The organism is Streptomyces sp. NPDC051172 (genome assembly GCF_040682555.1).
GTDB lineage: Bacteria > Actinomycetota > Actinomycetes > Streptomycetales > Streptomycetaceae > Streptomyces.
The window spans coordinates 1-25,156 of record NZ_JBFBBE010000124.1 but is presented as its reverse complement, the minus strand read 5'-3'; the positions used below and the strand labels follow the sequence as shown (position 1 = coordinate 25,156).

Here is a 25,156-nt window from a genome sequence, read left to right as displayed (position 1 = left end):
CCTGATCCACAAGACCGGCCCCGCCACCTACGCCCTCGCCTGCTGACCCGACACGCTCGACACCGACCAGAAGATCCTTAACTTCCCGGCCTTGCTGCATGAAGCGACGCACGAAGGCCGTGATCGGTACGGCCCCGACCGCCTCGCTCCTCACCGGCAGCACCGGGGTCGCCGAGGGCAAGGGCCGGTGGCCCGGCTCCAAAGAGGTCTCCGTCATGCTGCCCGAGGGCCAGACCAAACCGGCCATCGCCACCGAGTGGTGACCGGCGGTGAGGTGGCGCTTACCGGAGCAGCGGCCTCGGCCGGACCGCGCTCAACCCTTCCGCGTCTGCCGGTTCACCCGAGCTCTACACCGACCCTGATGTAGCCGGACAGCCACGACATCGGCCTCTCGATCACCCACCTGCGGCGGCCCAGCCGTTCGCTGGACTCGATGCCTTTGCGGGCTATCCGGACTCCAATGCGCTTGCCACGTAACCGTTTCCGCAGGTCTGGTCGGTCGTAGGCTTTGTCCGCGCGTAGCCGTTGGGGATTACTGACTTCCTCGGGTTGTTGTCGGCTGCTGGGTGAGGGTCAGTCTGGTGCCGGCCAGGCAACCATCGATGAGGTCGGGCCGGAGCTGGATATGACGTAAGCCCCGGCGAAGGGTGCGTTCGAGGTGCTCGTCGTCGGTGAAGGCAACGTTGGCGAGCGACCCGCGCCGTAACAGCGACCAGATGCCCTCGACCGGGTTCAAGTCCGGTGCGTAAGAGGGCAGTTGGACGATCGTGAGCCAGTCGTGTGCGGCCGCGTACTCACGCATTCCGGCGGCCCGGTGGGTGTTGAGATTGTCCCAGATCAGGACGATGGGGGCCTGGAGTTGGATATGGGCGCGGACGATCAGGTCGCGGTAGTCGTTCCAGGCGAAGGTGTCGCGGCCTTTGCCCCGGTGCTTGCGGTGGCGGCGCGGCCGGTAGATCAACCGGGAAGTCTCGCCCGGCTTGTAACAGCACATCGCCGCGATCGACCAGCGACGCCAGGAGCGGCCCCGCACTCGCACCACCGGCGTGTGTCCACGCCGGCCCCAGGTGCGAGCGCGCGGCGGTGTCATCGAGAACCCGGCCTCGTCCTCGAAGACGATGTATGCCCCCAGCGCCGCCGCGGTCATTCCGCCTGCGGCCACACGTCCTTCTTCCACAGGCCCACCGCCTGCTCGTCGCGCTCAAGTGCCCGCCGGGCGGGACACTGCCAGGACCAGCCGTGCCGGTGCATCAGCCGCCACACCGCCGCCGACGAGCAGCCCAATCGGAACTTCCGGGCGATCAGCTCTCTGATCCGGGCCAGGGTCCAGCGCTGGTCCTCCCAGCCATGCACGGCCGGCCCCAGCGCCAGTTCCTGTTCCAGTTCGGCGAACTGGCCATCGGACAGCTTGGGCAGTTTCGGCGGCCCCGAGGAGGCGAGGGCTGCCATTCCGCCCTCCCGCCAGGCACGCCGCCAGCGTTCCACCGACCGCTCGCTCACCCGCAGATCCTTCGCGATCAGCGCGTTTCTCTCACCGCGACCAAACCGCTCGCCCGCCTCGTACCGGATCCGTTCGCGTAACCGCCGCCTCTCGGCGGTCAGTCCGCCGCCCTGCGCGTACCGCATACCACCGGCCTACCGCAGGGATCACCACCCGTCACCACCCCCGACAACACCCCGAAGAGATCAGTAGGTACCGGCCTCGATGAGGGTCGTGTCTCGTTTGGTGACCCTCGATCATGGGCTTCAGCCCCTCGCTGTCGTGGGTGTTGCCGGCTGAGACGCCGACGAGGAGAGGCAGTCCGTTCGCGTCCGACAGGATGTGCGGACGGCGCGGACTGTCGCCGGCCCGCCCGCCATTGGCGTCAGTGCTGCAGTGAGCAGAGAACCTCACCCACCGGCAGACACCGGCCCCGTCCGCAGCCGTCTCGACTGGAAGCACTGTCCCGGCCTGGAGCTGCACGATCCGGGGGTCGGCTTCACAGCCCTGAGCGACATCCATGACCAGACCACCGAGGACGATCCCGCAGACCGGCTACCGGCCCTGGCCATGGACCAGCTCGCCACGGCGGAGCCGGTCAGACGACGAATCGGCTCGACCAGCAGACCGAGAGCAATAAAGGCACAGTTTCGCGATCCGCGCCGGCATCGAGGCCACCCCCTCGGAGGGCGTCCGGGCCCAGGGCCTGCGACGTTCCCGCTACCGACACTGCACCCAGAACACGACGCCGGGCCACGCACTTCCTGTGTCAATCACGTCTCGCGGCTCGGGCGATCCGGCCGATCGTAGATCCCGGCGTGTCAATGGATGATATTGCGATTTTTCATATTAACGTCATGTGACTATACGGAACCGATCCCTTACGGATCGCACTCACCTCACTCCAAACGGAGATGACATGCACAAGCTTCTCAAGGCTGCCGTCCTGACGGTCACCCTCGGCAGCGTTGGACTCCTGAGCACCGGCACCGCCACCGCCACCGGGGACGACGGTCACGGCGGCAACGTCCTGCAGAGCGCCCACTGCAAGTCGCACGACCTGAACGTCGACGTCCTCGGCCAGGTCGGCGTCCTCAACGGCGCGCTGGGCAACGCGCTCGGCGGCGAGGGCAACTCGGGCGGGCAGGACACCCACGTCGGCTCGTCCATGGGCTGCGACAACCGCGCCTTCTAGGCCGTGCCATAGAAGGGGGGACCGCTGTGCCCTGTTGTACAGGTCGGTATGCCGTCCGCATGCCGACGGGGGCTGATCGACGTGAGTCGTCGGCGGGTGCAGACCAGCGCCCCATTGCGAGACCAACCGGTGGAGCACAGGCCGTGCAGACGGTCTGTGGGTTGTTCCGCTGATGGCAGCGCGCCAGTCTAGCGAGCCGTGCTGACCAGGCCGCAGGCCAATGCCGATGACACCGAGACGCCTCCAAAACCAGCTCAGGGATCTTGTCCGCCCTCGCGGATCAGGTCCCTGAACTGGTTTGTCTCTGTCGGCGTGTCGGGGTCTTGCCGAGTCAGTGGGACGGGGCACTCGCTGGGCGGGGCTCACCCGGCCAGGGCCAACTGGAACCCTGACCTGTATCCACATCTGACTTCTGTGGGGCCGGACGAATCTTCCGGCAGGGGCGAATATGCTACGGGCCATCCGATGACGTCCGGGTCCTGATCGTCGGTCAGGACCCCTGTCCCACTCCGCGACGGCGATCGGGCCGAGTTTCGCAGCGCCGACGCGCAGTACACAGAAGACGCCGCACAGCACCTCCCGGTCCGGCAACGCCTTGCGCGCCGGACACCGAAAGCGGCATACGCGCTGCGGCAAAGGCAGCTTGATCTGCGTGCAGTCTGCCCCCGCTCCGGTGCGACAACCAAGGACAGCGGACACCAGCGGCCGTCCACGCTTTGGCGGACTGCCCGCCGCGTCGAGACCGAGCGCGCCGGGTTCAGCCGCCGCTGCAAGCCGGCCACCTGCAGGCGAAACCTGCGCCCGCAAAACGGCACACCGCCTCATGCCGAAGGAATGTGAAACTCGAACTCGGGACAGTCCCACGGCACGGCGGGCGGGTTCGCGAACACGGTCCTGGTCCGCACCGCACCGCACCGACGCGGTGGTAGAAGCCCTCGGCGGGATGATGCGACACGACCTTGAGACGGTCGAGCCCGGCGGCACGGGCCTCGGACTCCATGTGCGCAACGAGCAGTCGTCCAATACCCCGCCCCTGCACGTCGTCTGCGACGAACAGCAGGTCGAGTGCAGCACACGCAGGGCACCCGGCTGAATTCCGCACACTACGGCGAGAGGAAGCCGCACCGCTTCGGCGTCGATGCCCGCGTCCAGTTGCCGGACGTCACCGTGCAGCGTGATGCCGTGAGCCGACCAGACGACAACCCCTTCACCCGCCGGACCGGCACCGTGCTGGTGGGTCCGGGGCGCCTGAGCCGGGCGCTTGAGGATGAAGGCGCACAGATGTCCGGTGGTGAGTGCCTGTTCCAAATGCGGGCGTCTCTCCGGGAGCTGTCGGGAACGTGCTGGGTCATAGGCGGATGATGACGAGAGCGATGTCGTCGAAGACGCCCTCTGCGACGTTGAGCCGGGTCAGCAGTGCGTCGGCCAGTAGGTCAGGGGGGAGGGTTTGGTCTTGGGCCAGGGCTGTGGTCAGGCGTGCCAGGCCGGTGTCGATGTCCTCGTCGCGGCGCTCGATGAGGCCGTCGGTGTACAGCACGAGGATGTCTCCCGGCGTGTAGGGGATGCCGGCCTGAGGGCGGGGAACATGGTGCTCGCGTGTGCCGAGTGGCGGGTCGGTGGCCTGGTCCAGCAGGTCGTAGGTTCCGTCGGTGTGGAGCAGGATCGGCGGTGGGTGCCCGGCATTGCTGTAGACGATCAGTTTGCTGCGGGTGTCGATGAGTACCTTGACTGCGGTGGCGGCCATGGCGCCGTCCACGGAGCGGGCATAGAGGCCGAGGACTTCCAGGGCCTGGGCGGGGCTGGGAATGGCGCGGATGACGGCGCTCAGGGCGCTACGGAGCATGCCCATGACGGCCGCGGCGTGCAGGCCGTGGCCGACTACGTCTCCGACCGCCACGGCGTAGCGGTCGGGTGGCAGGTCGACGATGTCGTACCAGTCGCCGCACACGTTCAGTGACGCGGCCGCGGGCAGGTAGCGCACGGCGATGTTGGTGTGCCGGTCCAGGTCGGGGACGGAGAGCATGGCTTCCTGCAGGGTGATGGCGACCTGCTGTTCGCGGGCGTGGGCCTGGCGCAGTTCCTGGTTCAGCCGGTGCAGCTCGCGGGCCCTTGCGTACAGTTCGGCTGCCATGCTCTCGGTTCGTTCGGGCGTCTCCTTGCTGAGCTGATGGGCCTGGGGTGAGTGGACGAAGGCCGTGACGTCCGTCACCTGTTGGATGATCCACTTCACTGTGCCGTCAGGTCCGCAAAGGGGGGTGTGGATGACGGACCACCATCGCTCCTCGAACTTGTCCTGTTGATCGGGGGCGGGAACGTCGTACCGCTGGAGCACCGCGCTTTCCGGCTTCCCGGTGTGTACGAGCCGGTGCAGTGCGGCTTTCAGGTCTCGTTCCGCGTCGTCGCGGATGCCGGGATTTTCAGGCAGGGCGTCGAAGAAGTACTTCCCGATCAACTCGTCCTTGGTCCGGCCTGCACGCAGGCATGCCGGGTTGACGTAGCGGATCACCAGGTCCGCATCCAGCACCAGGTACGGGCTTGGTGTGGCGTCGAAGAACGCCGTGAAATCGATGTCCGCTGTCATCACGCGCTCTCCGTGGCCGCGAGAGCGACTGCCTGGACTTCCAATCTACGGGCGATCCAGTGCTCGGGCTCGTTCGTTCGCTTTCCTTCACTCGGCACCGCGACCCCCGACCGGGTCCCGGAAGCTGCTGCCCCGCAGCTGGAGCCATGCCCGCCGACCAGGCCCCGGCTCGTTTACGCAGCCGAGGCTGAGCCAGAGGGATGCGGGCTGGAGGAGTCTCCGCCGGAGGCGAGGCAAGCCTTCTGGAGCGAGGAGTCCCAGCGCTGTTGGTATCGCAGAGAGGTCGCCCGAAGCGGGAGCCAGGGCGACGGCACCGACCAGGAAACTCTCCGTGGACAACCCCCCGCCAGGCGATACGGGGCTGGTCGGAGTGACGATGGAAGGAACCGATCCACACCTCTATCGGGGACGGTGAGGCGGCATGACATCCCTCTCCGCAAGCCCGGCAGGCACCGGCACCATTCCCCCGCACGGCACCGCTCCACAGGACCCTTGCTCGGCGGAAGCCCGGCAACCTTGGCGAACATGGGCTGGTAATTCCTTCTCACCGCCTGAACACCGAGAGGCGATGCGGTGATGGCCGGCGCTCGGACGCGTGCCCGGGTGGTGATCGTGATCAATCCACACTCGGGCGGCGGCAAGGCGGCTCGTCACGGCCTGGTGCAGCGGGCCGAGGAAATGGGAGCCCAGGTCTGGACGACCAGCGCGGAACAGGACGCGGCGTCGCTCGCGAGGAACGCCGTGGTGGAGGGGGCGCAGGTACTGGGGGTCGCGGGCGGTGACGGCACCGTGTCGGCGGTCGCCGAGGTGGCCGCTGACACGGGCCGGTCGCTGGTCGTGGTCCCGGCGGGTACCCGCAACCACTTCGCCCGGGACCTGGGCCTCGATCTGCGCGATCCGGGGCGGGCGCTGGACGCCCTGGTCGACGGTGAGCCCGCGCAAGTGGACCTGGGCGTGCTCGGCTCGCGTGTCTTCATCAACAACGTGTCTTTCGGCCTGTACGCCGATGCCCTGCTGGAGCCCGGATACCGGGAGGACAAGCCTCGCGCGTTCGCCGCAGTGGCACCCGACTACGCCAAGGGCAAGCAGTGGGTCGAGGCCCGCGTGGACACACCATGGGGGACCGTCGAGTTCCCGCAGGTGGTGCTGATCTCCAACAACCCTTACCACCTGGCCACACCGCGTTGGCTCGGGCGTCGCTTCTCCCTCAGCACGGGACAGCTGGGCGTCATCGTTCTCAAGCGCCGGGCGCAGGCTCCCCCGGATCTCCTGCGGCATCTGCGCAGCGACCTGCGACAGTACAAGCGCGGTACCGGGTCGGCGGAGAATGGGGCCGTCATCTGGTCTGCCCCCGGCATCACACTGCACGGCGAGGTGCGGCACCTCGACGCGGGCGTCGACGGCGAAGCGGTGCGGCTTCCTCTGCCCGCCGTGTGCAGTATCCGGCCGGGTGCCCTGCGTTTGCTGCTGCCCAAGGACCGCCCGGGGGTGCCACCGGAGCGCGCCATGCGCCACTGAGGGAAATCCCTGAGTGCCGGACTCCCGTATCCCTTGCCTCACCGGGGTCGGCCGAGCGTGACGTCCGCGCTGCGCTCCGCTCGGCCCATCCGCCTTCGCGGATCATCTGCTGGACATCCCGCTTCATGAAAGCCTGGGGCTGACGGGACCCTGACCGCGTGGTGAAGGCGCTGACCGAGGTGCCCGCCTGCTGCACGGAGTGCCGCTTGGCCGCTCGTCCGTGGCTGCCCGGCCGGGCCCGGTGATCAGTGCTGGGGGTGCGGGCGGTGGAACAGGGGCCGCCGCTGTGTGGCAGTGCCGCCCGGAGCGAGGCGGCCGACTTCGACGCGCATCCTGATGGCCTGGAACACCTCGACCACCCCCAGGACCACGGCCATGACGCCCACCGCCAGGGTGAGTGCGGCGATCGAGGTGAACGGCGAAACGATCAGCACGATGCCCGCCAGAGTGCTGATGATCCCGTAGAACAGCTGCCAGCCGCGTGCCGGCGTGCCCTCGGCGGAGGCCGCCGCTGCCGTCACCATGATGCCGCGCATCAGCCAGCTGAAGCCGATCCACAGGGCGAGCAGGAAGACCGACTGCAGAGTGCCCCGGAAGCAGATCAGCCCCAGCAGGACGGAGAGCGCACCCGTGAGGAAGTGCAGCACCCGAAGATGCCGGGGGACGTGCGTGCCGAAGGCCGCGGCCAGCTGGAAGACACCGGTAGCCAGCAGGTAGATGCCGAAGAGTACGCCTACGACCTGCAGCGTCTCCTCCGGCCAGGCGAAGACGACGACGCCCAGAGCGATCGTGGCCAGGCCCGTGGTGAGCAGGATCTGCCAGCCCATGTTCGCCAACGCGCCCAGGCCTTCGGTCGAGAGGGCGTCCTGTGGCTCGGTGCCGCGCGGAGGGCCGGTGCCTGAGGAATCGGAGGGATAAGTCATGCCGCTGCCTCCTCCTGGAAAGCACAGTCGGGCCGTACACCTCCATCGTCACCCAACCGGCTCTGATTCACCTGGCGGAGACCCAGGACCGACTGCGGCGGCGCAGCAATCCACGCAATCTGCCACGTCGTACCGCTTCACATACGCACCGAAAAACGTCTGCAACGTGGCCACCAGCGGAATGTCGATCAGACTGCCGGCCACACAAGCACCGCGGTGCCCGTGATCACGGAGCCGAAGGCCACCGCCGGATGGATTCGGGCACCCGCGGCGAGCCGCCCTGGGGCGCGGCGAATACGCCCACGTCCCGCCCTGTCCCGACCTGTTCGCTGCCATGGCGCTGCCACGCGCGCAGCAGCCCCCTGTCCGATATGTTCGAATTAATGAGAATAGTCCTTTCAGGGCAATCGGAAGGGCAGGACCATGACGCAGATGACGGACCGCATAGCCCAACTGACGGATTGGTCGAAGCACGCACAAGAGCAGGTGCAGAGCGCCATCGCCAAGGACCAGGAGGACCTGGCGGCCGCGATCGAACAGGTTCAGCGGGAGACGGAACAGCGGGCAGAGCAACTCCGCCGTGAGGGAGTCGAGCAGAAGGCCGCTGCCGCCGCGTCACTGGAAGAGGCAAAGAACAAGTGGCAGGAGCATGTAGGGACGACCAAGAGCCATCTCCAGGAGTGCAAGGGCGAGCTTGACGTGAAGCGTGCCGAGGTGAAGGCGGATGATGCGGAGGGGTACGCGTCGTTCGCGATCGACTTCGCCGGCTCCGCGATCCTGGAAGCGGAATACGCTGCACTGGAGGCGGTGCGGGCCCGCGTGGAGGCCGAAGCTCTGGCCGGCAGGTAGGAGCAGGGCCGAACGAACGGCGAATCTCAGACGATGCACGGCCCAGGGCGGCTCGCCACGGGGCGCCTGATCGCGCGCCTGGGTGTCGTCGCCGCCCGCGACCCCGAGCAGGTCCGCTCCGCCCGCCACGGCCGCCTGGGGCAGACAGGGTTTCCCGGTGTGCATCGTGTCCGATATCGATTGGGCCGACCTTCAGGCAGCCTCTCCGCCACAGCCTGATCGAACGGCCCCGCTACGTCGCGACGAGCGAAGACGTCCACCGGAACCCGCCGACGGGCACAGCGCGGTTGGAGATTCCGCCAGGCGCCACCCCGGGTCCAGCACGCCGGCGACTGAGAAAAACGACACGCAGACGGCCCGGCGCCACGAGCGCGTGGCTCGACCAAGGCGCACCCCGCGCGGCTGACAGTCCTTGGGGCTGAACGACCGCATCTGTCGCCCTCGTGCCGAAGCGTTTAGCTGGGCGCTACCGACCTACCTTCAGGCGTCGCCTTGGTGCACCACGTTTCCGTCCAACACGCGGCGATGAGCAACGCTCGGAGGTCCTCAGCCGGGAAGACGCGGCCGTCGACCGACTCCGCCGCCGCCGCGCGAACCCACGCACATGGATTGGTCACAACCCGACCATTCCGACAACTGGTCGACCCGACTCGGACCTGTGCGCTGTGCTAGGCCGTCGGCGCTCGCCGCCTACACCGTGGGTCCGGCACCGGTCGATGGGCCGCCGTACATGTCGCCGTCGTCGAGTAGAGGCCGGCGTCCAGGTTGCCTCCGGCTCCGACTGGCCCATCTCCGACTACAGGGCCGACCTGACCGTCTGCGGTGCAGACCCGCTCACCTTGTTCCGGGACGTAGCCGACTCGTTCGAGTGGTCATGGCAGGCGCGTGACTCGCCGAGCTGGACGTCGTCGCCTCCACGCAGCCGTTGGTCGGGCGACCGGCTTCTGCGTAGGCGTCGAGTGCGTGGGTGATCGCGGCGTCACCGATCGCGTGGGTCCAGCACGAAAGGCCGGCGCCGACTGCCTTGTGGACAGCGTCGGTGTACTGGCGAGGTTCGAGCCACTGCGCGCGGGTCGGCTCTCCGCGGCAGTCGGCTGTTCGCAGCGCCGACAAGTGCAGGGCTGTGACCAGCACGGGCGAGGCTTTCGGTACGCGCCGCCCATTCCCCCGGTCCCGGACATACGAGCTTGGTCACGCAGAGCCCGGATGCGGCGCAGACGGATTTTGCTACAACTTCCGAAATTTCACGGTGACGGACACGCGATGCCACGGCAACCCGTCACGCCTACGGTCACTGCCACGCCGTAAAGGCGCCGTCACGCCGATCACATCCCGTCGGACCCAATTCGCTACTTTCCCCGAAATCTTCCTATGCGCTCAGCGCCAGGAGTCAGGAGCCCAGCGTGTCCCACCCCTCCAGACGCGGTGTCCTACGGCTGACCGCCGGCACAGCTCTCCTCGGCAGCTTCGCCCTGGCAGGCTGCGGTCGCGGCAGTGACAACGCTGCGGCCGTCGCCACTGCCAAGCCCGTCGACGACTCCCCGGCCAAGGGAACGGTCAACGTCTGGGCCGCCCAGGGCGATGCCGACGTGCTCGACAAGGTCATCAAGCCCTTCAAGGCCGCGAACCCCAAGCTCACGGTGAAGTTCACGCTGATCCCGAACGCCGAGTACTACACCAAGCTCCAGTCGGCGATCGCGGCCGGCAAGGGACCCGATGTCGCCCAGGTCTTCCCCGAGTCGCAGGCGCAGTTCCTCGATCCGTCCATCCTGCGGCCCGTCCCGGACGGTCTCGTCGACCCGTCCGCCTTCTTCACGAGTCTGTGGGACGCCGGTGTGGTGAAGAACGTCGCCTACACGGTGCCCTGGTACGCCTACACATATGCGCTCGTCTACCGCTCCGACCTCGCCAAGAAGGCGGGTGTCAAGGCGCCGACGACATGGGACGAAATGGTGCCGTTCTTCAAGGCGCTGCAGCGCGTCGGCGCCGGGCACGGGCTCGGGGCGGACATCGGCTGGGACATCTTCAACGGCCAGGACGTCGCGATGTACGCCTGGCAGGCGGGCGGCTCGCTGCTCTCGCCCGGCGGCAAGTGGACGCTCGACACGCCGGCGATGGTCGACGCGATCAAGTACAACGCGTCGTTCTTCACCTCGGGTATCGCCGACACCAGCGGGCCCACGTTCCTCGACGCGCAGCCGTACTTCGTGTCGGGCAAGACCGCCTGCATGATCACGGGCCCGTGGGTCATCGGCCAGCTCGACGCGGTCGCGAAGAAGTCCGGCTGGACGGCCTCCGACGTCGCCACCGCACCCCTGCCGGCCGGACCGTCGGGCAGGGTCTCCTTCTCCGCCGGGGGCAGCTGGGGCGTGCTCGCCGACAGCGGCAACGCGGACGCGGCCTGGAAGCTCATCCGGTACATCTCCGAGCCGAGCACCCAGGTCGCGCAGTACAAGGCGTACAGCTCGCTGCCGGCCGTCGCCTCCGCCTGGGCCAACCCGGCCATCGCGGGCCAGCCGCTGCTGGACGCCTTCCTCGCGCAGTTGAAGAACACCCGGGCGTTCCCGCAGGTGAGCACCTGGCAGCAGGTCGCCACCCGGCTGGGCAAGGAGATGGAAGCCGTGGCCAAGGGCAAGGGGACCGCCGCGAAGGCCGCCGCGAACGTCCAGGCGTACGCCGAGAGTCTCGGCACGGGCAAGGGGTGATCCTCGGATGACCGCCACCATCGGGCCGGCGACACCGCGCGGTGCGCGTCGGCCCCGGGGCGCCCGGCGAACGGCCGTCGCCTGGCTGTTCCTCGCGCCGTTCGCCCTGGTGTTCCTGCTCTACACGGCGATACCCACGGTCGCCGCGCTCGGGTTCAGCCTCACCGATCTGCACGGCACGGACCTGCGGCATCCGCTCGCCGTCAACTTCACCGGCATCCAGAACTACCTCCGGCTGCTGGAGGACCCGATCTTCCTGCGGGACATCCTCAACACGGTCCTGTTCGTGGCCGTCGGTGTGCCGTTGACGATGGGGGTCGGGTTCGCGCTCGCTCTCGTGCTCAACTCCGGCATCCGGCGGCTGCGCGGCACCTTCCGTACCGTCTTCTTCGCACCGGTCGTCACGAACGTCGTGGCCGTCGCCATGATCTGGCAGTACGCCTTCAACACCAACGGCACCGTGAACAAGGTGCTCGGCGCCATCGGTTTCGCCGGGCCGAACTGGCTGGACGACACGCACCTTGCGATGCCCGTGGTCATCGCCCTCGGGGTCTGGCGCAACTTCGGCATCGCGATGGTGCTGTTCCTCGCCGGTCTTCAGGCGGTGCCGCAGGACGTGTACGAGGCCGCCTCCCTCGACGGGGCCGGCCGGTGGCGTCAGCTCAGGCACATCACCCTGCCGTTGCTGATGCCGACCACGCTCATGGTGTCGGTGCTGCTGACCGTCTTCTACCTCCAGGTGTTCGACGAGCCGTATCTGCTCACGGGCGGCGGACCGCTGGGTTCCACCGAGTCGGTGGCGCTGTACACCTACCACCAGTTCGGCGTCGGCGAGTTCGGCGTGTCCTCCGCGGCGTCCTTCGTGATGCTCCTGCTCGTGACGTTGGTGAGCATCGTCCAGTTCCGAATGCTGAGGCCTCGCGCATGACCACCATCGCCGCACCACGCAATGCCGGGATGACAGGCGAACGGACGCAGGTGCGCCGCCGGTCCGTCGCCCGTCCCCTGCTGTACGGCGCGCTCGTGCTGTGCGCGCTGATCACGATGTTGCCGTTCGTCTGGGTGACCAGCGGGTCGCTGCGCAGCCTCGACGAGATCCGCTCCGACCCCGGCGCCTGGCTTCCGCAGCACGTCACACTCGACAACTTCGTACGACTGTTCCAGACCGAGGGCTTCGGCCGGTTCCTGGTCAACAGCATCGTGGTCGCGGTCATCGTCGTCGCCGGCAACATCGTGGCGGCGTCGGCCGCGGGTTACGCGCTCGCCAAGCTGGACTTCGCGGGCAGGCGGATCGCGTTCGGTGCGGTCATGGCGGCGATGATGGTGCCGTTCACCACGGTGTTCGTGACCCAGTTCGTGATCACCGTCGACCTGGGGTTCGCGGACACCCTCACGGGTATCGCGCTGCCCTCCATGGCCCTGCCGCTGTCCGTGTTCATCATGCGGCAGTACGCCCTGTCGGTCCCCGACGAACTGCTGGAAGCGGCCCGGATCGACGGGGCGGGCGAGTTCCGGATCTTCTTCCGGATCTTCCTGCCGCTGGCGGGCCCCGCCGTCGCGACGATCACGATCATGTCGTTCCTCTTCTCGTGGAACAACTTCATCTGGCCGCTCGTCGTCGCCCAGAGCACCTCCAGCTACACGTTGCCGGTGGGCCTCGCCGCCACCAGCCAGGCCTCCGCACACGTCACCGACTACGGCCTGATGCTCGCCGGCGCGATCGTCGTGATGATGCCGGTCCTCGTCCTCTTCCTGTTCCTGCAGCGCTACTTCGTGCAGGGCATCTCCGGAACGGGAATGCGGTGACCGCGGTGGATGTGGTGGACGTGGTGGAGGCTCCCGCGGGTACGGTCGTCGGCCGCCGCACCGGCCGGGTACGGCGTTTCCTCGGCGTCCCGTTCGCCGAAGCGCCCGTCGGTGCGCGGCGGTTCGCGGGCCCGGTGCGACGCGGCCGGTTCACGCAGCCGTTCGACGCGTCCCGGTACGGTGCCACCTCACAGCGCGTGCCGCTGTGCGCCACGACCACCATTCCGGAACCGTCGGTGCCGGGCGACGACGTACTGAACCTGAGTGTCGTCGCCCCCGCGAACGGTGTGTCATGCCCGGTGCTGGTGTGGATCCATGGCGGCGGCTTCCTCGCGGGCAGCCCGGCCAGTCCGTGGTACGACGGCCGCGCCTTCGCCCGCGATGGAGTCGTCACCGTGACGCCCGGCTACCGGCTCGGCGTCGACGGGTTCGCTCCGCTGGACGGCGTACCGCTGAACCTCGGGCTGCGCGACCTGCTGCTCGCGCTCGACTGGGTGCGGGAGAACATCGCGGCTTTCGGCGGTGATCCGGGCCGGGTCACCGTCGCCGGCCAGTCGGCGGGAGGCGGGGCGGTGCTCGCACTGCTCTCCTCGCCCCTCGGCAGTGGTCGCTTCCACCGCGCGGTTAGTGTGTCCGGCGGTTTCTTCAAGGTGGGCGCGGACGCCGCGCGCGGCTTCGCCGGGCGGCTCGGTGACCGGCTCGGCGTGCCGCCGACGCGTGACGGGTTCGGCGGCCTCACGGTGGAAAGGGTTCAGCAGGGCGTCCGTCTGCTGCGGAGCGAAGGGGGTGACGACGACGGCCCGCTCGTGCTCGGTCCGGTCGTCGGCGACGACGTCCTTTCCGGTGCCCGTCGCCGAGGGACTGGCCGTGCACGGGCACGGCGTGCCGCTGCTGCTCGGCGCGACGGGCGACGAGTTCGACGGCGGCGCCCCGGGCATCCGCAACGCCGCCGCCCGCGCGGCGGGCACCCGTCTGACGGACACCCTGTTCCGCGCCGCCTGTCCGCGCGCGGCGGCCTCGCGTCGCGACGCCACCGACGGCACCTGGCTGTACTCCTTCGAATGGCCCTCCCCCGTACTCGGTGGAGCCGTACACTGCGCCGACATCCCGTTCTTCTTCGACGTACTCGACGCGCCGAGTACCGCCGAGGTCCTCGGAACGCAGCCGCCCCCGGAACTCGCCACCTGCATGCACGCCGACCTCGCCGCGTTCGTCCACGGCCGACCGCCGGCCTGGGAGCCGGCGACCGGAAGGCTCGGCGACCCCGCTCGCGAGTACGGCAGGCCCGGGGCGGTGCCGGCGGCCGACACCGCGGGTGTGTTCGACCCGGTGGTGGTGTGCTGATGCCCGGGATGAACCAGAGCGCCGTCCGGCGGGTCAACACCTCGGTGATCCTTCGCGCGCTGGCGGTCTCGGCCGGGGCGATGACGCTGGCCGAGCTGTCCGAGCGGGTCGGCTTGTCCCGCCGCACCATCGAAGTCGTCCTGGACTCACTCGTCGACGCGGGCTGGGTGAGCGAACTCGACCGGGTGCCGGTGAGCGGCTGTGCCGGACGCCCCGCTCGCCGGTACGAACTGCGGGCCGATCACGCGCTGCTGGCCGCTGTGCGCATCACCACCCAGGACGTGTCCGCGGTCGTCGCCGACGTGCGCGGCCGCATCGTCGGCCGGGCGCACCGGCCGCTGCGCGCCTACCAGGATTCGCAGGCCACGCTGGACGACGCGGCGGCGCTGGTGCTGGCGGCGCTCGACGACGCGGGCGGGTCGGCCGGCCGGCTGCGGGCCGGCGCGATCGCGAGCGGTGGCGCGATCGACGACGACGGCGTCGTACGACGTCTGGTGCACACCACGCGATGGGAAGGCGTGCACCTGCCCAAGGAACTCGGGCAGCGCATCGATGTGCCGTGGTTCGCGGACAACGACACCAATCTCGGTGCGCTCGGCGAGCGTTGGCGGGGTGCGGCCGGTGACCACGACAACGTGGTGTGGGCGATGCTCGGGAACCGGACCGGCCTCGGCATCCTCATACGCGGGGACGTGCACCGTGGTCTCGAAGGCGCCGCGGGCGAGATCGCCGAGGCGGTGTCGCTGCCGGCCGGCTCGGTCGAGGACCGTCCCGTGGCCTGGCTGACCTCACCGGATCCGGTCCGGCGGCGGGTCGCACTCAGCCGCTTCGACGCGGCTCGGGCCGGCGATACGGCGGCGCTCACGGAGGTCGACGAGTTCGTGGAGAACATCGCATCGATCCTCACCACCCTGTCGTGGACGGTCGCGCCGTCACTCATCGTGCTCGGCGGCGGGCTGGAGGACGCAGCCGACGTGCTGCTGCCCCGGGTACGCGAGGCGATGCGCGGCGCCCGTACCCCAGCCGTCGAACTGCGCGCCACCGCACTGGGCTCCGACGGCCCGCTCATCGGCGCCGTCAAGTTCGTGCTCGACCACATGGACACCGAGTTGTTCGGCCCGCCCGTCCCGAGCGCGTGATCGCGCATCCCACCCGCACTTCTCCCCCACACCACGTTTCAGGACAGGAGCCCGACCATGACCGGCACCAGCAGGACCGGCGTTCTCATCGTGGGCAGCGGCATCATGGGATCCGTCGTGGCCCGGCTGCTGCGGGACACCGATCCGACGCTGGACATCACCATGGTCGACGGCGGCCGGCCGATCGGACCGTCCCCCGGCCTGCACCTGCACGACCTCGACGACCCCGCCCTGTGGTCGCGTTACAACGAACGGGTCGCCACCGGCATCCAGGGCCTGTACACGGGCGCCGAAGTGGTGCGCGACGTCGCTGAGAGCGTCACCGGCCTGGCACCCGGCATGTTCCACGCGCTCGCCTTCGGCGAGGACGCCGAGGCGATGCCGGCTGCCGCCCTCGCGTGGAACACGGGCGGCATGGGAGTGCACTGGACCGCCGCGACCCCCTGGCCCGCCGGGGACGAGGTGTTCGACTTCGGCGACCCGGACCGCTGGGCGACGGATCTGGACACCGCGCGCCGCCTGCTCGCGGTCACGCCCGCCGCCATCGGCCCGACCCCGGTCGGACAGCTGGTACTTGACGTGTTGCGCCGACGCTACGACGGCGTCGGACCGGACGACCGGCGGCCCCAGCCGATGCCGATGGCGGTCACCGTGACACCGGCGGGACCCATGCCACGCACGGCTCCGGGCACGGTCTTCCCCGCGATCGCGGCGGGCGGGGACCCGGCCTTCACACTCCTGACCGGCACCCTCGCCACGGCGCTCGTCACCGAGGGCGGCCGGGTCGTCGGCGCTCGGCTGCGTCGCGTGGCCGAGGGCACCGAGTCCGAACTCCTTGCGGACACCGTGGTGGTGTGCGCCGACGCCCTGCGCACCCCGCAACTGCTGTTCGCGTCCGGCATACGGCCCGCGGCACTGGGGCGTCACCTCAACGAGCACGCGTTCATCAGCGCCCGGGTGCTGCTCGACCTCGACCGGTTCGGCATCGGCCTCGACGCCCTGCCCCTGCCGCTCCCCGGCGAGTTCGCCACGGACTCGCTCTGGCTGCCGCAGAACGGAGCGGCGCAGCCGTTCCACGGCCAGATCATGAACCGCACGTACGTGGACGAGGCCGGTCGCCCCCTGGCGCACTCGGTGGGCCTGTCGCTGTACGCCCCCGTCGAGTCCCGCCCCGAGAACCGGCTCGTCTTCTCGGAGTCGGACACCGACCTCGCCGGAATGCCACGGTTCACCGTCGAGTTCGGCTACTCCGACACCGACCGTGAGCTGATCAGCCGGGCACTGGACCAGGTCCGGTCGCTCGCCGAGGAGTTCGGCACGTTCGATCCCGAGACCGAACTGGCCCTGCTCCCGCCCGGCTCGTCGCTGCACCAGACCGGCACCGTCCGGGCGGGCAGTGCCGACGACGGCACCAGCGTGTGCGACCCCGACGGCCGGGTGTGGGGCTTCGACAACCTGTATCTGGCGGGCAACGGCGTGATCCCCACCGCGATGGCCGCCAACGTCACCCTGGCCGGCGCGGTGACCGCCGTACGGACCGCGCGCGCCGTCGCCGAACGCATCACCGCGCCCGCCGCCCACTGAGAGGGAACCGGAACCGTGATCGACATCCAGAAGGAGTACCGCGTGGCACTACCCGCGTGGATCGACGACGAACTCGCCGGCGTGCCGGCCGTCATCCCCGACCGGGAGGACCGGATGCGCCTCGTGCACCGCCTCGCCGACCGCAACTGGCGTGAGGGCAACGGCGGTCCGTTCGCGGCACTCGTCGCCGAGCAGGACACCGGCCGGATCATCTCGGTCGGCGTGAACGTCGTCCTCGCCTCCGGTGTCTCCAGCGCGCACGCCGAGGTCGTCGCGCTGGGCCTCGCCCAGACGGCGACCGGCGGCTGGGACCTCGGCGGCGAGGGCCTGCCGGCGCACGAGCTGGTCGTCAACTGGCGTCCGTGCGTGCAGTGTTACGGCGCGACGATGTGGTCCGGGGTGCGTGGTCTCGTGGTCGCGGGTGAGGGGCCGGACCTGGAGGAGATCACGACCTTCGACGAGGGCCCGCTCGGCGCGGACTGGGCCGAGCAGTTCGAGGCACGCGGCATCAAGGTCGTACGGGATGTGCTGCGGGACGAGGCGCTCGCCGTGTTCCGCGGCTACCGGGATGCCGTCGACGCCGAAGGCGTCACCGTCTACAACGCCCGCGGAGGCACCGCATGACACCGCTGGAACCGCCGGCACCGTGTTTCGCGACCGACGTCATCACCTTCTACCACCCGGCCTTCTGGGGGCTGGACTCCGCCGACGCCCTGCGCGACTGGGCCCGCGACCATCCCCGGCCCTTCTGGGAACGAGTGATGGAGGCGCTGGCCAAGGCCGGGGTCACCGGCCTGGAGCTGACCTTCGCACCCGGCGACATCGACTCGGCTCTGCGCGCCTTCGGTAGCGCGGCCTCCTTCCGCCGCGAGCTGGCGGCCCGCGGTCTGTCCGTGGTGAGCGCGTTCGTCGCCGGCAGCGACGCCCCCGACTGGCGGCAGGGCGGCAACCTGCCCGCGATCGTCGCCGACGCCGAGCGACGCGCCGCCTTCCTCGCCGAGGCGGGGGCGGGACTGCTCGTCGCCGGACTGCCGATGCGGACGACGTTCGGGACGCGTCCGCCCTTCTTCGTGGACGCCGCGTACATGACCCGGATGGCCGACATCGCCCACATGGTCGGCGAGGCCGTCTCCCGGCACGGCGTGAAGCTGGCCTTCCATACGGAGTCCAACAGCACCCTCTGGTACGAGAGGGACATCGACCTGTTCATGGCCCTGACCGATCCGCGCTACGTGTGGCTGTGCCCCGACTCCTGCCACATCGCGCTCGGCGGGGGCGACCCCGTCGCCGTCGCGCGCCGTCACTCCCAGCGCATCGCGCTCGCGCACTGGAAGGACGCCGTCAAGCCGATCGACATCGAACTCACCATCGACGAGACGGTCTTCGCCCAGCAACAGCCCTACATGACAGAACTGGGCACCGGCATCGTGGACTGGAGGGCTTGGGCCGACGCGATGTCCCGTACGTCGGGCGCCGACATCGTCCTCGTCGAGTTGGACGAGGCGGCTGATCCCGTTGCCGCCCTGCGGGCGGGACGGGCCATTGCGGAGACAGCCCGGGCGCGGTCGGCGGTCGGCGATCACGCCGCGCGCGTCGAAAGGCCGGGCCAGGCATGACCGCTCCCGCTGGGCACTCCCCGCACGCACCCTCCACCGCCGGCAACCCCGGCCGGTCCACACCCGCACCCGTGACGGCGACCGCGGCCGACCGGTCGGGGCGCACCCCGCGTCTGCGGGTCGCCGTCCTCGGCGCAGGCATGATCGGCGACGTCCATCTGCGCAGCGCACGGGCGAGCGGGGCCGAGGTCGTCGGCGTCCTGTCCTTCACGGCCGAGCGCAGCCTCACTGCGGCCGAACGCCGGCAGGTCGATGTCGGCTACCCGGACCTCGATGCCGTCCTGAGCGACGACACGATCGACGTCGTCCATGTCTGCACCCCCAAACCACCTGCACGTCGGTCAGGCGGTCGACGCCCTGCGGGCCGGCAAGCACGTCGTGTGCGAGAAACCCGTCGCGACGACCGCCGCCGATGCCCAACTCCTCGTGGACGCGGCCGAGTCGGCGGGCCGGCTCGTCACCGTGCCGTCCGTCTACCGCTACCACCCCGTGGTCCGCGAGTTGCGGTCCCGTGTCGCGACGTGCGGATTCGGCGGCCGGCAGCTCCTGCACGGGTCATACCTCCAGGACTGGCTGCTGTCCCCCGAGAGCACCAGCTGGCGGGTGGATCCGGCCGCCGGCGGCGCCTCGCGGGTGTTCGCCGACATCGGGTCGCACTGGTTCGACCTGGTCGAATGGGTGGCCGGGGTCCGGGTCGCCGAACTGCTCGCCGAGACGACCACGACGGTGGCCGACCGGCCCCGGGCGCGCGGCCCGACGTTCGGCAACGGGGCCCCCTCCGACGCGGCCCGCGTCACGGTCACGACGGAGGACGCCCTCGCGGTCGTCGGCCGTACGACCGAGGGGGTACTGGTATCGGTGACGGTCTCCCGGGTGTCGGCGGGCCGCAAGAACCGGCTGTGGCGGACGCCCCCTCAACACCGCAGCCTGACCAACCGCGAACCGCAGCCCCCGAGCGCCGAAGGGGGCAAGTTCAGGAGAAGGGCAGCGGCAGAAGGACAACTCAGGAGGCGGACGGTTCGATCTCCCCCGCAAAGACGATGACCTGGTCGATGAGGCTCCGCCGCAGATGAACGACGTCCGTTCCCGCCAGGCGGGGACCTCCATCCGGCGTGGTGAAGACCCACTGGTACCGGGCCCACTCGTCAGGCATGTCCACCGCCGAGCAGCGCACCATCGTGCCGGTCCCCGCCGGGTGGCGCCGGATGTCCAGCACGAACCGCTCGACCGCCGCGATTCCTTCGCTGCGACCCAACGGCCCCCAGAAGACCACGTCTGAGGTCAGAGCCTGGGAGAGCAGGGCAGTCACATAGCTGTCGTCCGAGGCGTTGAACGCGGAGATGAACGTGTCGATCGCGGAGCGTGCAATCTCTTCCTGCATGCCCCAGTAATACCAGTCGTTTCGCGTGCGCTCGTCCCCCGAGCCGCCTTTTGATCACGGTGAACCATCCCGGTCACAGCACTAGGTGTATTGATCACGAGCGTTGTTCACGCCGGCGGGCTTGATCATGGCGAAGCCCTCCGGTGTGGTGGCGGCTTGATTTGGGCCCGCTGTAGCGGCGCGGGAACAGCGACGGCCGCGCGATTGCGTCGGCATGATGGCCGCATGACGGATCGGACATCTCTGGAATCTGAGCTCGCTGAGTTCATGGGCGAGTACGAACGAGCCAACAACAGCCACGACGTCTCACGTGTCGTGCCGTTCATCGCCGAGGACGCCGTGTACTGGTTCTCGGACGGTTCGCATCGGGGCATCGAGGAGATCCGATCCGCGATCGAGAAGACGTTCACGAGGATCCTCGACGAAGTGTATGAGGTGCGTGAACTGGAGTGGCCTGTGCTCACCGCTGATGTCGCGGTATGTCGTTATCTGTTTGCCTGGACCGGTGTCGTGAACGGTGAACCCCGCTCCGGCCAGGGCCGGGGCACGAACGTCATCGTGCGGCGGGACGGAGCGTTGAAGATGCTGCATGAGCATCTCAGCTCCTGATCCTCGGCAGGTGTTCACCTCAGCCCGTTGGTCTTGTTCGCCTTGGTTCGGGCGAGCCGGTAGGACTCCGTTCCGGTCTCGATCAGACACGGGTAGCCGAGGCCCCGTCGCTCCTATCGGAGTTGGACCTGGCAGCACGAGTACAGGACGGAGCCGGCCAGTGAGGCTGGGCGCCTGGCGGCGACGCACACCACCCTGCTGGGGCCCTACTGGGCAGAACTGACCTCTAAGCCTCACCATCGGAACGCTGCCCCAATAAGGTCCGCGCCTGGTCCCGGTCAGCTCTCGCCCCGATCGGACTCGGCAACGCCAGTCCCCTCCTGATCACCTGCCGCATCACCGCCGACGCCGACCAGGGCCGCCCGCTCTTGTGTGAAGGTTCGCGCTGCGGGGTCTGCTGGGAACGGTTCTTGTCGCTTCCCGGCTCACTGTGCAGTGAGGCACCGGAACCCTCTCTTCACTGTGCAACCAGACACTCCACACGATGTGTTGTCGGCCCTAGATTGCCCCATGGGACTCAGCCGGCGATCCCCTCTCACTTCAACTCGCCCGCCGCGACGTGCGATTGCCTCACGCACGTGTACGGCAACGCGGCCGATCATCCCGATCGCGCCGGTGTCCGTCAGACAGAAGAGACCCGGAGTGGGTGGAGGTCCGGCCTTTGCTGTCGACCCAACCTCTAAGCTCCCTGGCCGTTCGATCACGAACAACTACATTTCCGGCTTGTCAGCCATGTGTCTGGGGGAACTGTGTCCATCCGTACCCGCCTCCGTCGCGCCGTCGCGGGCCTTGCCGTCGCCACGGCGACAGCCGCCCTCGTCGCCATCCCGACTGGTGCCGCCCATGCTGCGGACTGCGGCACCTACCGCATACAGCTGGGCAACTCCGTGCCCGTGCAGTACCACTACTACGGCAACACCACGGACTATATGAAGCAGTTCAAAGTGGGCGACCTGTACGTCGGCTATTACCCGAACTGCCGTATGGCGTACGCGGAGATCCACTGGACGGCCCCGAACACGTACTTCTCCGGCACGGTCTACCTGAACGACGAGCGTAACAACTCTGTCGGGCGCGTCCCCTTCGGCACCGACAACAAGAGCTTCTCGTCGTCCTCGCTGGTCTCGATTGACGTGCCGCCCTACGACCAGGGATCCCAGTACGCGTACCCGAAGAGCTTCATGGCCTCCGCCATCATCAACGGTTACATCCCGGACCCCTCGGTCGACGACTGCTCGACCACTGTCACCGGGAACACTCACAGCTTCTCCAACGGCAACAACACCAACGCCTTCAACAACGCCTCCTGCGGCTTCTACATCCACTTCTTCTGACCCAGAATCGGGTCTGGCTCACTTTCGTCGTCCAGCTGCCACAGCCGGGACGTGGCCTCATGTACAGCCGCCGCAGAGGGGAATGCGGGTGCGCCGTGGATGGCTGTGTACGCGAGAGCGGGTTCTGGTCCAACTTCTGTGGGGCGCTACTCCCTGTGACCGTTGGTCTTGCTGGTAGGTCTCCCGAGATCGTCCGGAAACTGACGGTGCCGACCGCGTTCGGGATGATGGTTCTGACCTGTGCGCGAGGTACTGCTCCGGCTGGAAGAGCTGCTCTTCCAGCCGGACCCGGGGATCAGGGTGGAGTGGGCGCAGGACGATGGCGAGGTGATTCGAGTCGGTGTCAGATGCCTGACGGTTGGGGTTCGGTGCCCAGGCTGCGGAAGCTGGTCCGGGCGGGTGCACGGCTCGTACCTGCGGTTTCCAGCTGACCTCCCCGTGGCAGGACGGCAGGAGGTGCTACGACTTCGTGTCCGGCGCTTCACGTGCGAAGACGACTCCTGCGGGCGGCGGACGTTCGTCGAGCAGGTCGCAGGCCTGACCCGCAGGTACAGCCAACGGACCGAGCGAATCGCTCAGTGCTGGCGGAGGTCGGCCTGGCTCTGGCGGTCGAGCCGGTGCCCAACCGGCTGGCCGACGTCTTCGGTGCGAAAGCCAGCCGGAACACCGTCCTGCGGCTGGTCGAGGCCCTCCCAGAACCTCAGCCACAGACTCCGCGTGTCATCGGCGTCGACGAGCACGCGATGCGCAAGGGCCGTGTCTACCGGACCGTTCTGTCGACGTCGAGACCCGCAAGCCGGTGGATCTACTGCCAGATCGCGAGGCGAGCACTGTCGCGGCCCGGCTGTCCGAGCGCCCGGGGATCGAGGTCGTGCGCCGCGATCGCGCCCCTTTGTTCGCCAAGGGCGCCAGCATCGGGGCGCCCACCGCGGTCCAGGTCGCCGACCGGTTCCACCTCTGGCGCAACCTCGGTGAAGCGGCCGAGCGGTGCGTCTCCCGCCACCGCTCGTGCCTCCGCGTGACCATCGCCGAGTCGGCGCCGGAGAAGAGTCCGGCTCCGGCAATGGCCGAGAACGGGTCGCCATGGCCCACCGTCCACGCGCTGCTGGCCGCCGGCCACAGCCGACGCTCATCCAGCGACAGCTCGGCATGACCTATCGCACCGTCCAACGGCTGGCCGACGCCGCAAGGCCGGAAGACCTGTTCCAGGGCCAACGGCGGTGCGACAATCAGGTGGCCGGGTTCAGCTTCATTCCGAAGTGGCCCAGGATGTCGGGGGCCTCAGTCCACAGGATGTAGTTGAACGCCGTGTCGCCCTCTGTCCCGTAGGAGTAGCAGCAGGGGCCGATGCCGGCGGAGACGACGCCGCGGGCCTGCCGGGTGCTGCCGCTGACGCTGAAGACCATGGCTCCGCTGTCACCGTGGGCGTTGGCCCAGGGAATGTTGGACGAGAGGCGGGTGCCCTCGACTCCACGGACGTTATGGGTGCCCGCCCAGTCAGTGATCGAGTAGGTGATGTCCTGGTTGGTGACGTCGATGCCGCAGACGGCACCCTGCTGCATGAAGAACGAGGCGACGCCGTCTTGGCAGACCTGGTCTCCGTTGTAGGAGTACCCGGAACTGGTGACGGGATGCCAGGTCGTGCTGTCGCTTTCGTCGCCGTTGTTGTTCGAGCCGGAGATGGTTTCCGCATCCCACGCTGTGCTCACACTGGCGACAGTGCCGACATCATTCCCCAACGTGCCAGTCAGCCCGTCGGAGTAGTGGCCCATGGTGGGCGTGAAGCCACCCCCCGTGTAGACGGAGTCGTTGGTGCTGAAGCAGTGACCGGCCGTGATCATGAATGGCCTGTTGTCACTGGTTCGTACCGCCGGCAGGCCCGCTGAGCAGTAATAGTTGCCGTCAGTGAGCTGATCACCGCCGATGTACGGCGAGCTGTCGCGCCACTTCGTGTCCGACCAGCTGGTGGTCGTCGCTTGCTGACCCTTGGAGAAGGTGACGCTCACACCGGAGACGTTGGCGGCGGTCGAGCTGTCCCGCCGGCCCGTGGCAGAAGAGGCGCGGGGTGTGCTGGCCAAGGCGGAGTCCGGTTTGTCCACGCCGACCTGCAGGCCGCTACCGTCCGTCGCGACAGCGGCCGTGTAGACCTTGTAGGGGCAGTTGGTGCGCGGCCTCCTCCGCCAGCAGGCGGTTCCTGGCGGCGTGCAGGGCCCGCAGTGTGTACTGGGCGTGCAGCACGGTGATGCGTGTGGCATCAATGTGCTTGTTGACCTGCTTGGCCGCCTTGATGAAGTCGGCCGCCTTGGACAGGTCGGTGAGGTAGACATCGACCCGCCCTTCGGGAGCGTCGATCTTGAGACTGGAGTAGATGTCTGCCTCGGTGGTCCTTACGGCCTGGCCGGCTGCGGCCGCGATGGCCCGCAGCGGATCCAGTGTTAGGCCCTGTGCTCCGGGCTGAGCGCGGCGATCTGCGCCAGCGTCAGTTTGTTCGGCTCCGTGGGCTGGGCGGTTGCCGTTTGCGGCACCATGGCCGCCGCGAGTGCAAGCGCGGCGGCACCGATCCCGGCTATGTACGTGAGCGGTCTGCCCACACTTCCCCATGTCGTGGTGAACCTGCGTGACCAGTGGGCCGTGCCGCAACTTTCGCGCAGGACACAGTTGTTGATCACCTGACGGTGCGCAGCTCAGGCAGCCCCGTACAACAGATACGAACTAGCTTGCGATTTCTTGTCTCTGGTAGGACCTGGCGCGGCACGCCGTCGCACCGACCGCCGCAGCACGGCACAGATTCGCCCCCAGCGCTCAAGGCGGAGGGGGCGAAGGGCCAGGGTCAGCGAGAGGGTGAGGTCGAGGAGGTCACGACAGGGGCAGGTACCGATCGACCGGTAGATCCGTCGATGAGTTTCCGTCCGTCCAGTGGTCGCGCCAACGTTGCCTGGACCGGTACGAGTTCCACGTTGGCGGCACAACCCTCGCCGGGTTTCTGCCGGGTGACGACCTTGAGCCTTCGCCATCTTCGAACGTGCAGGTCGGAGGGGCTGGTGTGCGGTTTGGTCGGGGTGCTCGGGCTGGTCGCGGGCGCGAGTCCTCGG

General features: G+C 68.7%; 24 protein-coding genes and 7 pseudogenes. 20 read left to right on the top strand and 11 right to left on the bottom strand.

Annotation, left to right across the window (positions count from 1 at the left end; genetic code table 11):
- Positions 1–98: 98 nt before the first annotated feature.
- A complete protein-coding gene (locus AB0N07_RS42130) occupies positions 99–263 on the top strand; it encodes a hypothetical protein (RefSeq protein ID WP_365844662.1) in 165 nt (54 codons plus the stop codon).
- Between the two features lie 85 nt (positions 264–348).
- On the opposite strand, the pseudogene AB0N07_RS42125 reads toward AB0N07_RS42130, so the two are convergent.
- The 4 genes and pseudogenes from AB0N07_RS42125 to AB0N07_RS42110 all read right to left on the bottom strand — a co-directional run.
- Positions 349–531 (bottom strand): annotated as a pseudogene (locus tag AB0N07_RS42125) (transposase); the annotation flags it as partial.
- Between the two features lies 1 nt (position 532).
- Entirely contained in the window at positions 533–1,090 is a 558-nt protein-coding gene (locus AB0N07_RS42120; RefSeq protein WP_365844666.1) for a transposase, read from the bottom strand.
- Positions 1,091–1,143: 53 nt separating this feature from the next.
- Positions 1,144–1,626, bottom strand: a complete 483-nt coding sequence (locus AB0N07_RS42115; RefSeq protein ID WP_365844660.1) for a winged helix-turn-helix domain-containing protein — start codon at positions 1,624–1,626, stop codon at positions 1,144–1,146.
- Positions 1,627–1,693: 67 nt separating this feature from the next.
- A pseudogene (locus AB0N07_RS42110) lies at positions 1,694–1,831 on the bottom strand (IS5/IS1182 family transposase); the annotation flags it as partial.
- Between the two features lie 568 nt (positions 1,832–2,399).
- Here AB0N07_RS42110 and AB0N07_RS42105 point away from each other — a divergent pair.
- Positions 2,400–2,675 carry a hypothetical protein gene (locus tag AB0N07_RS42105; protein ID WP_365844658.1) on the top strand — a complete coding sequence of 92 codons (276 nt, stop codon included), beginning with the start codon at positions 2,400–2,402 and terminating at the stop codon, positions 2,673–2,675.
- A gap of 821 nt (positions 2,676–3,496) precedes the next feature.
- Here AB0N07_RS42105 and AB0N07_RS42100 read toward each other — a convergent pair.
- Positions 3,497–3,741, bottom strand: a pseudogene (locus AB0N07_RS42100) (GNAT family N-acetyltransferase); the annotation flags it as partial.
- Between AB0N07_RS42100 and AB0N07_RS42095 the strand changes: the two are divergent.
- Positions 3,741–4,037 (top strand): hypothetical protein, encoded by a 297-nt coding sequence (locus tag AB0N07_RS42095; RefSeq protein WP_365844670.1) that lies wholly within the window; start codon positions 3,741–3,743, stop codon positions 4,035–4,037. The pseudogene AB0N07_RS42100 and the gene AB0N07_RS42095 sit on opposite strands and share 1 nt — an antisense overlap.
- Here AB0N07_RS42095 and AB0N07_RS42090 read toward each other — a convergent pair.
- Positions 4,024–5,256: a SpoIIE family protein phosphatase gene (locus AB0N07_RS42090; protein ID WP_365844656.1), complete on the bottom strand. Its 1,233-nt coding sequence runs from the start codon at positions 5,254–5,256 to the stop codon at positions 4,024–4,026. The genes AB0N07_RS42095 and AB0N07_RS42090 overlap by 14 nt on opposite strands.
- Positions 5,257–5,868: 612 nt before the next feature.
- Between AB0N07_RS42090 and AB0N07_RS42085 the strand changes: the two genes are divergently transcribed.
- Positions 5,869–6,774, top strand: coding sequence for a diacylglycerol kinase family protein (locus AB0N07_RS42085; RefSeq protein WP_365844654.1), 906 nt, complete (start codon positions 5,869–5,871; stop codon positions 6,772–6,774).
- 245 nt (positions 6,775–7,019) lie between these two features.
- On the opposite strand, the gene AB0N07_RS42080 is transcribed toward AB0N07_RS42085, so the two are convergent.
- Positions 7,020–7,697: an HdeD family acid-resistance protein gene (locus AB0N07_RS42080; protein WP_365844652.1), complete on the bottom strand. Its 678-nt coding sequence runs from the start codon at positions 7,695–7,697 to the stop codon at positions 7,020–7,022.
- A 117-nt stretch (positions 7,698–7,814) separates the two neighbouring features.
- Positions 7,815–7,954 (bottom strand): annotated as a pseudogene (locus AB0N07_RS42075) (AI-2E family transporter); the annotation flags it as partial.
- 166 nt (positions 7,955–8,120) lie between these two features.
- On the opposite strand from AB0N07_RS42075, the gene AB0N07_RS42070 reads away from it, so the two are divergent.
- The 12 genes and pseudogenes from AB0N07_RS42070 (at position 8,121) to AB0N07_RS42015 (ending at position 19,784) form a co-directional block, all read left to right on the top strand.
- Positions 8,121–8,546 (top strand): hypothetical protein, encoded by a 426-nt coding sequence (locus tag AB0N07_RS42070; RefSeq protein ID WP_365844650.1) that lies wholly within the window; start codon positions 8,121–8,123, stop codon positions 8,544–8,546.
- A gap of 1,403 nt (positions 8,547–9,949) precedes the next feature.
- Positions 9,950–11,251 carry an extracellular solute-binding protein gene (locus AB0N07_RS42065; protein ID WP_365844648.1) on the top strand — a complete coding sequence of 434 codons (1,302 nt, stop codon included), beginning with the start codon at positions 9,950–9,952 and terminating at the stop codon, positions 11,249–11,251.
- A gap of 7 nt (positions 11,252–11,258) precedes the next feature.
- A complete protein-coding gene (locus AB0N07_RS42060) occupies positions 11,259–12,179 on the top strand; it encodes a sugar ABC transporter permease (RefSeq protein WP_365844646.1) in 921 nt (306 codons plus the stop codon).
- Positions 12,176–13,057 carry a carbohydrate ABC transporter permease gene (locus AB0N07_RS42055; protein ID WP_365844644.1) on the top strand — a complete coding sequence of 294 codons (882 nt, stop codon included), beginning with the start codon at positions 12,176–12,178 and terminating at the stop codon, positions 13,055–13,057. The genes AB0N07_RS42060 and AB0N07_RS42055 overlap by 4 nt, the downstream gene beginning before the upstream one ends.
- Positions 13,054–13,707, top strand: a pseudogene (locus tag AB0N07_RS42050) (carboxylesterase family protein); the annotation flags it as partial. The gene AB0N07_RS42055 and the pseudogene AB0N07_RS42050, both read left to right, overlap by 4 nt.
- 136 nt (positions 13,708–13,843) lie before the next feature.
- Positions 13,844–14,401, top strand: a complete 558-nt coding sequence (locus tag AB0N07_RS42045) for a hypothetical protein (protein WP_365844668.1) — start codon at positions 13,844–13,846, stop codon at positions 14,399–14,401.
- 8 nt (positions 14,402–14,409) lie between these two features.
- Positions 14,410–15,540: an ROK family transcriptional regulator gene (locus AB0N07_RS42040; RefSeq protein ID WP_365844664.1), complete on the top strand. Its 1,131-nt coding sequence runs from the start codon at positions 14,410–14,412 to the stop codon at positions 15,538–15,540.
- A gap of 57 nt (positions 15,541–15,597) precedes the next feature.
- Entirely contained in the window at positions 15,598–17,124 is a 1,527-nt protein-coding gene (locus tag AB0N07_RS42035; protein ID WP_365844642.1) for a GMC oxidoreductase, read from the top strand.
- Between the two features lie 15 nt (positions 17,125–17,139).
- Positions 17,140–17,748 (top strand): nucleoside deaminase, encoded by a 609-nt coding sequence (locus AB0N07_RS42030; RefSeq protein ID WP_365844640.1) that lies wholly within the window; start codon positions 17,140–17,142, stop codon positions 17,746–17,748.
- The gene (locus AB0N07_RS42025) at positions 17,745–18,740 is read left to right on the top strand and encodes a sugar phosphate isomerase/epimerase (protein ID WP_365844638.1); all 996 of its coding nucleotides are present in this window, start codon (positions 17,745–17,747) and stop codon (positions 18,738–18,740) included. The genes AB0N07_RS42030 and AB0N07_RS42025 overlap by 4 nt, the downstream gene beginning before the upstream one ends.
- A pseudogene (locus AB0N07_RS42020) lies at positions 18,737–19,006 on the top strand (Gfo/Idh/MocA family oxidoreductase); the annotation flags it as partial. The gene AB0N07_RS42025 and the pseudogene AB0N07_RS42020, both read left to right, overlap by 4 nt.
- A gap of 43 nt (positions 19,007–19,049) precedes the next feature.
- Entirely contained in the window at positions 19,050–19,784 is a 735-nt protein-coding gene (locus AB0N07_RS42015) for a Gfo/Idh/MocA family oxidoreductase (RefSeq protein ID WP_365844636.1), read from the top strand.
- Here AB0N07_RS42015 and AB0N07_RS42010 read toward each other — a convergent pair.
- Entirely contained in the window at positions 19,744–20,121 is a 378-nt protein-coding gene (locus AB0N07_RS42010; RefSeq protein ID WP_030825962.1) for a hypothetical protein, read from the bottom strand. The two genes, AB0N07_RS42015 and AB0N07_RS42010, sit on opposite strands and share 41 nt — an antisense overlap.
- A gap of 225 nt (positions 20,122–20,346) precedes the next feature.
- Between AB0N07_RS42010 and AB0N07_RS42005 the strand changes: the two genes are divergently transcribed.
- The 4 genes and pseudogenes from AB0N07_RS42005 to AB0N07_RS41990 all read left to right on the top strand — a co-directional run bounded on the left by AB0N07_RS42005 (position 20,347) and on the right by AB0N07_RS41990 (position 23,217).
- Positions 20,347–20,730 (top strand): nuclear transport factor 2 family protein, encoded by a 384-nt coding sequence (locus AB0N07_RS42005; protein ID WP_365844634.1) that lies wholly within the window; start codon positions 20,347–20,349, stop codon positions 20,728–20,730.
- A gap of 749 nt (positions 20,731–21,479) precedes the next feature.
- Complete coding sequence (locus tag AB0N07_RS42000) at positions 21,480–22,064, top strand: hypothetical protein (RefSeq protein ID WP_365844632.1); 585 nt, start codon at positions 21,480–21,482, stop codon at positions 22,062–22,064.
- Positions 22,065–22,304: 240 nt separating this feature from the next.
- Positions 22,305–22,547, top strand: a pseudogene (locus AB0N07_RS41995) (transposase family protein); the annotation flags it as partial.
- Positions 22,548–22,863: 316 nt separating this feature from the next.
- Positions 22,864–23,217 (top strand): transposase, encoded by a 354-nt coding sequence (locus AB0N07_RS41990; protein ID WP_365844630.1) that lies wholly within the window; start codon positions 22,864–22,866, stop codon positions 23,215–23,217.
- Positions 23,218–23,293: 76 nt separating this feature from the next.
- Here the strand turns inward: AB0N07_RS41990 and AB0N07_RS41985 are convergent, their stop codons facing one another.
- Together AB0N07_RS41985 and AB0N07_RS41980 are read right to left on the bottom strand one after the other, a co-directional pair.
- Positions 23,294–24,142, bottom strand: coding sequence for a hypothetical protein (locus AB0N07_RS41985; RefSeq protein WP_365844628.1), 849 nt, complete (start codon positions 24,140–24,142; stop codon positions 23,294–23,296).
- A 357-nt stretch (positions 24,143–24,499) separates the two neighbouring features.
- Positions 24,500–24,655 carry a hypothetical protein gene (locus tag AB0N07_RS41980; RefSeq protein WP_365844626.1) on the bottom strand — a complete coding sequence of 52 codons (156 nt, stop codon included), beginning with the start codon at positions 24,653–24,655 and terminating at the stop codon, positions 24,500–24,502.
- Between the last annotated feature and the right edge of the window lie 501 nt (positions 24,656–25,156).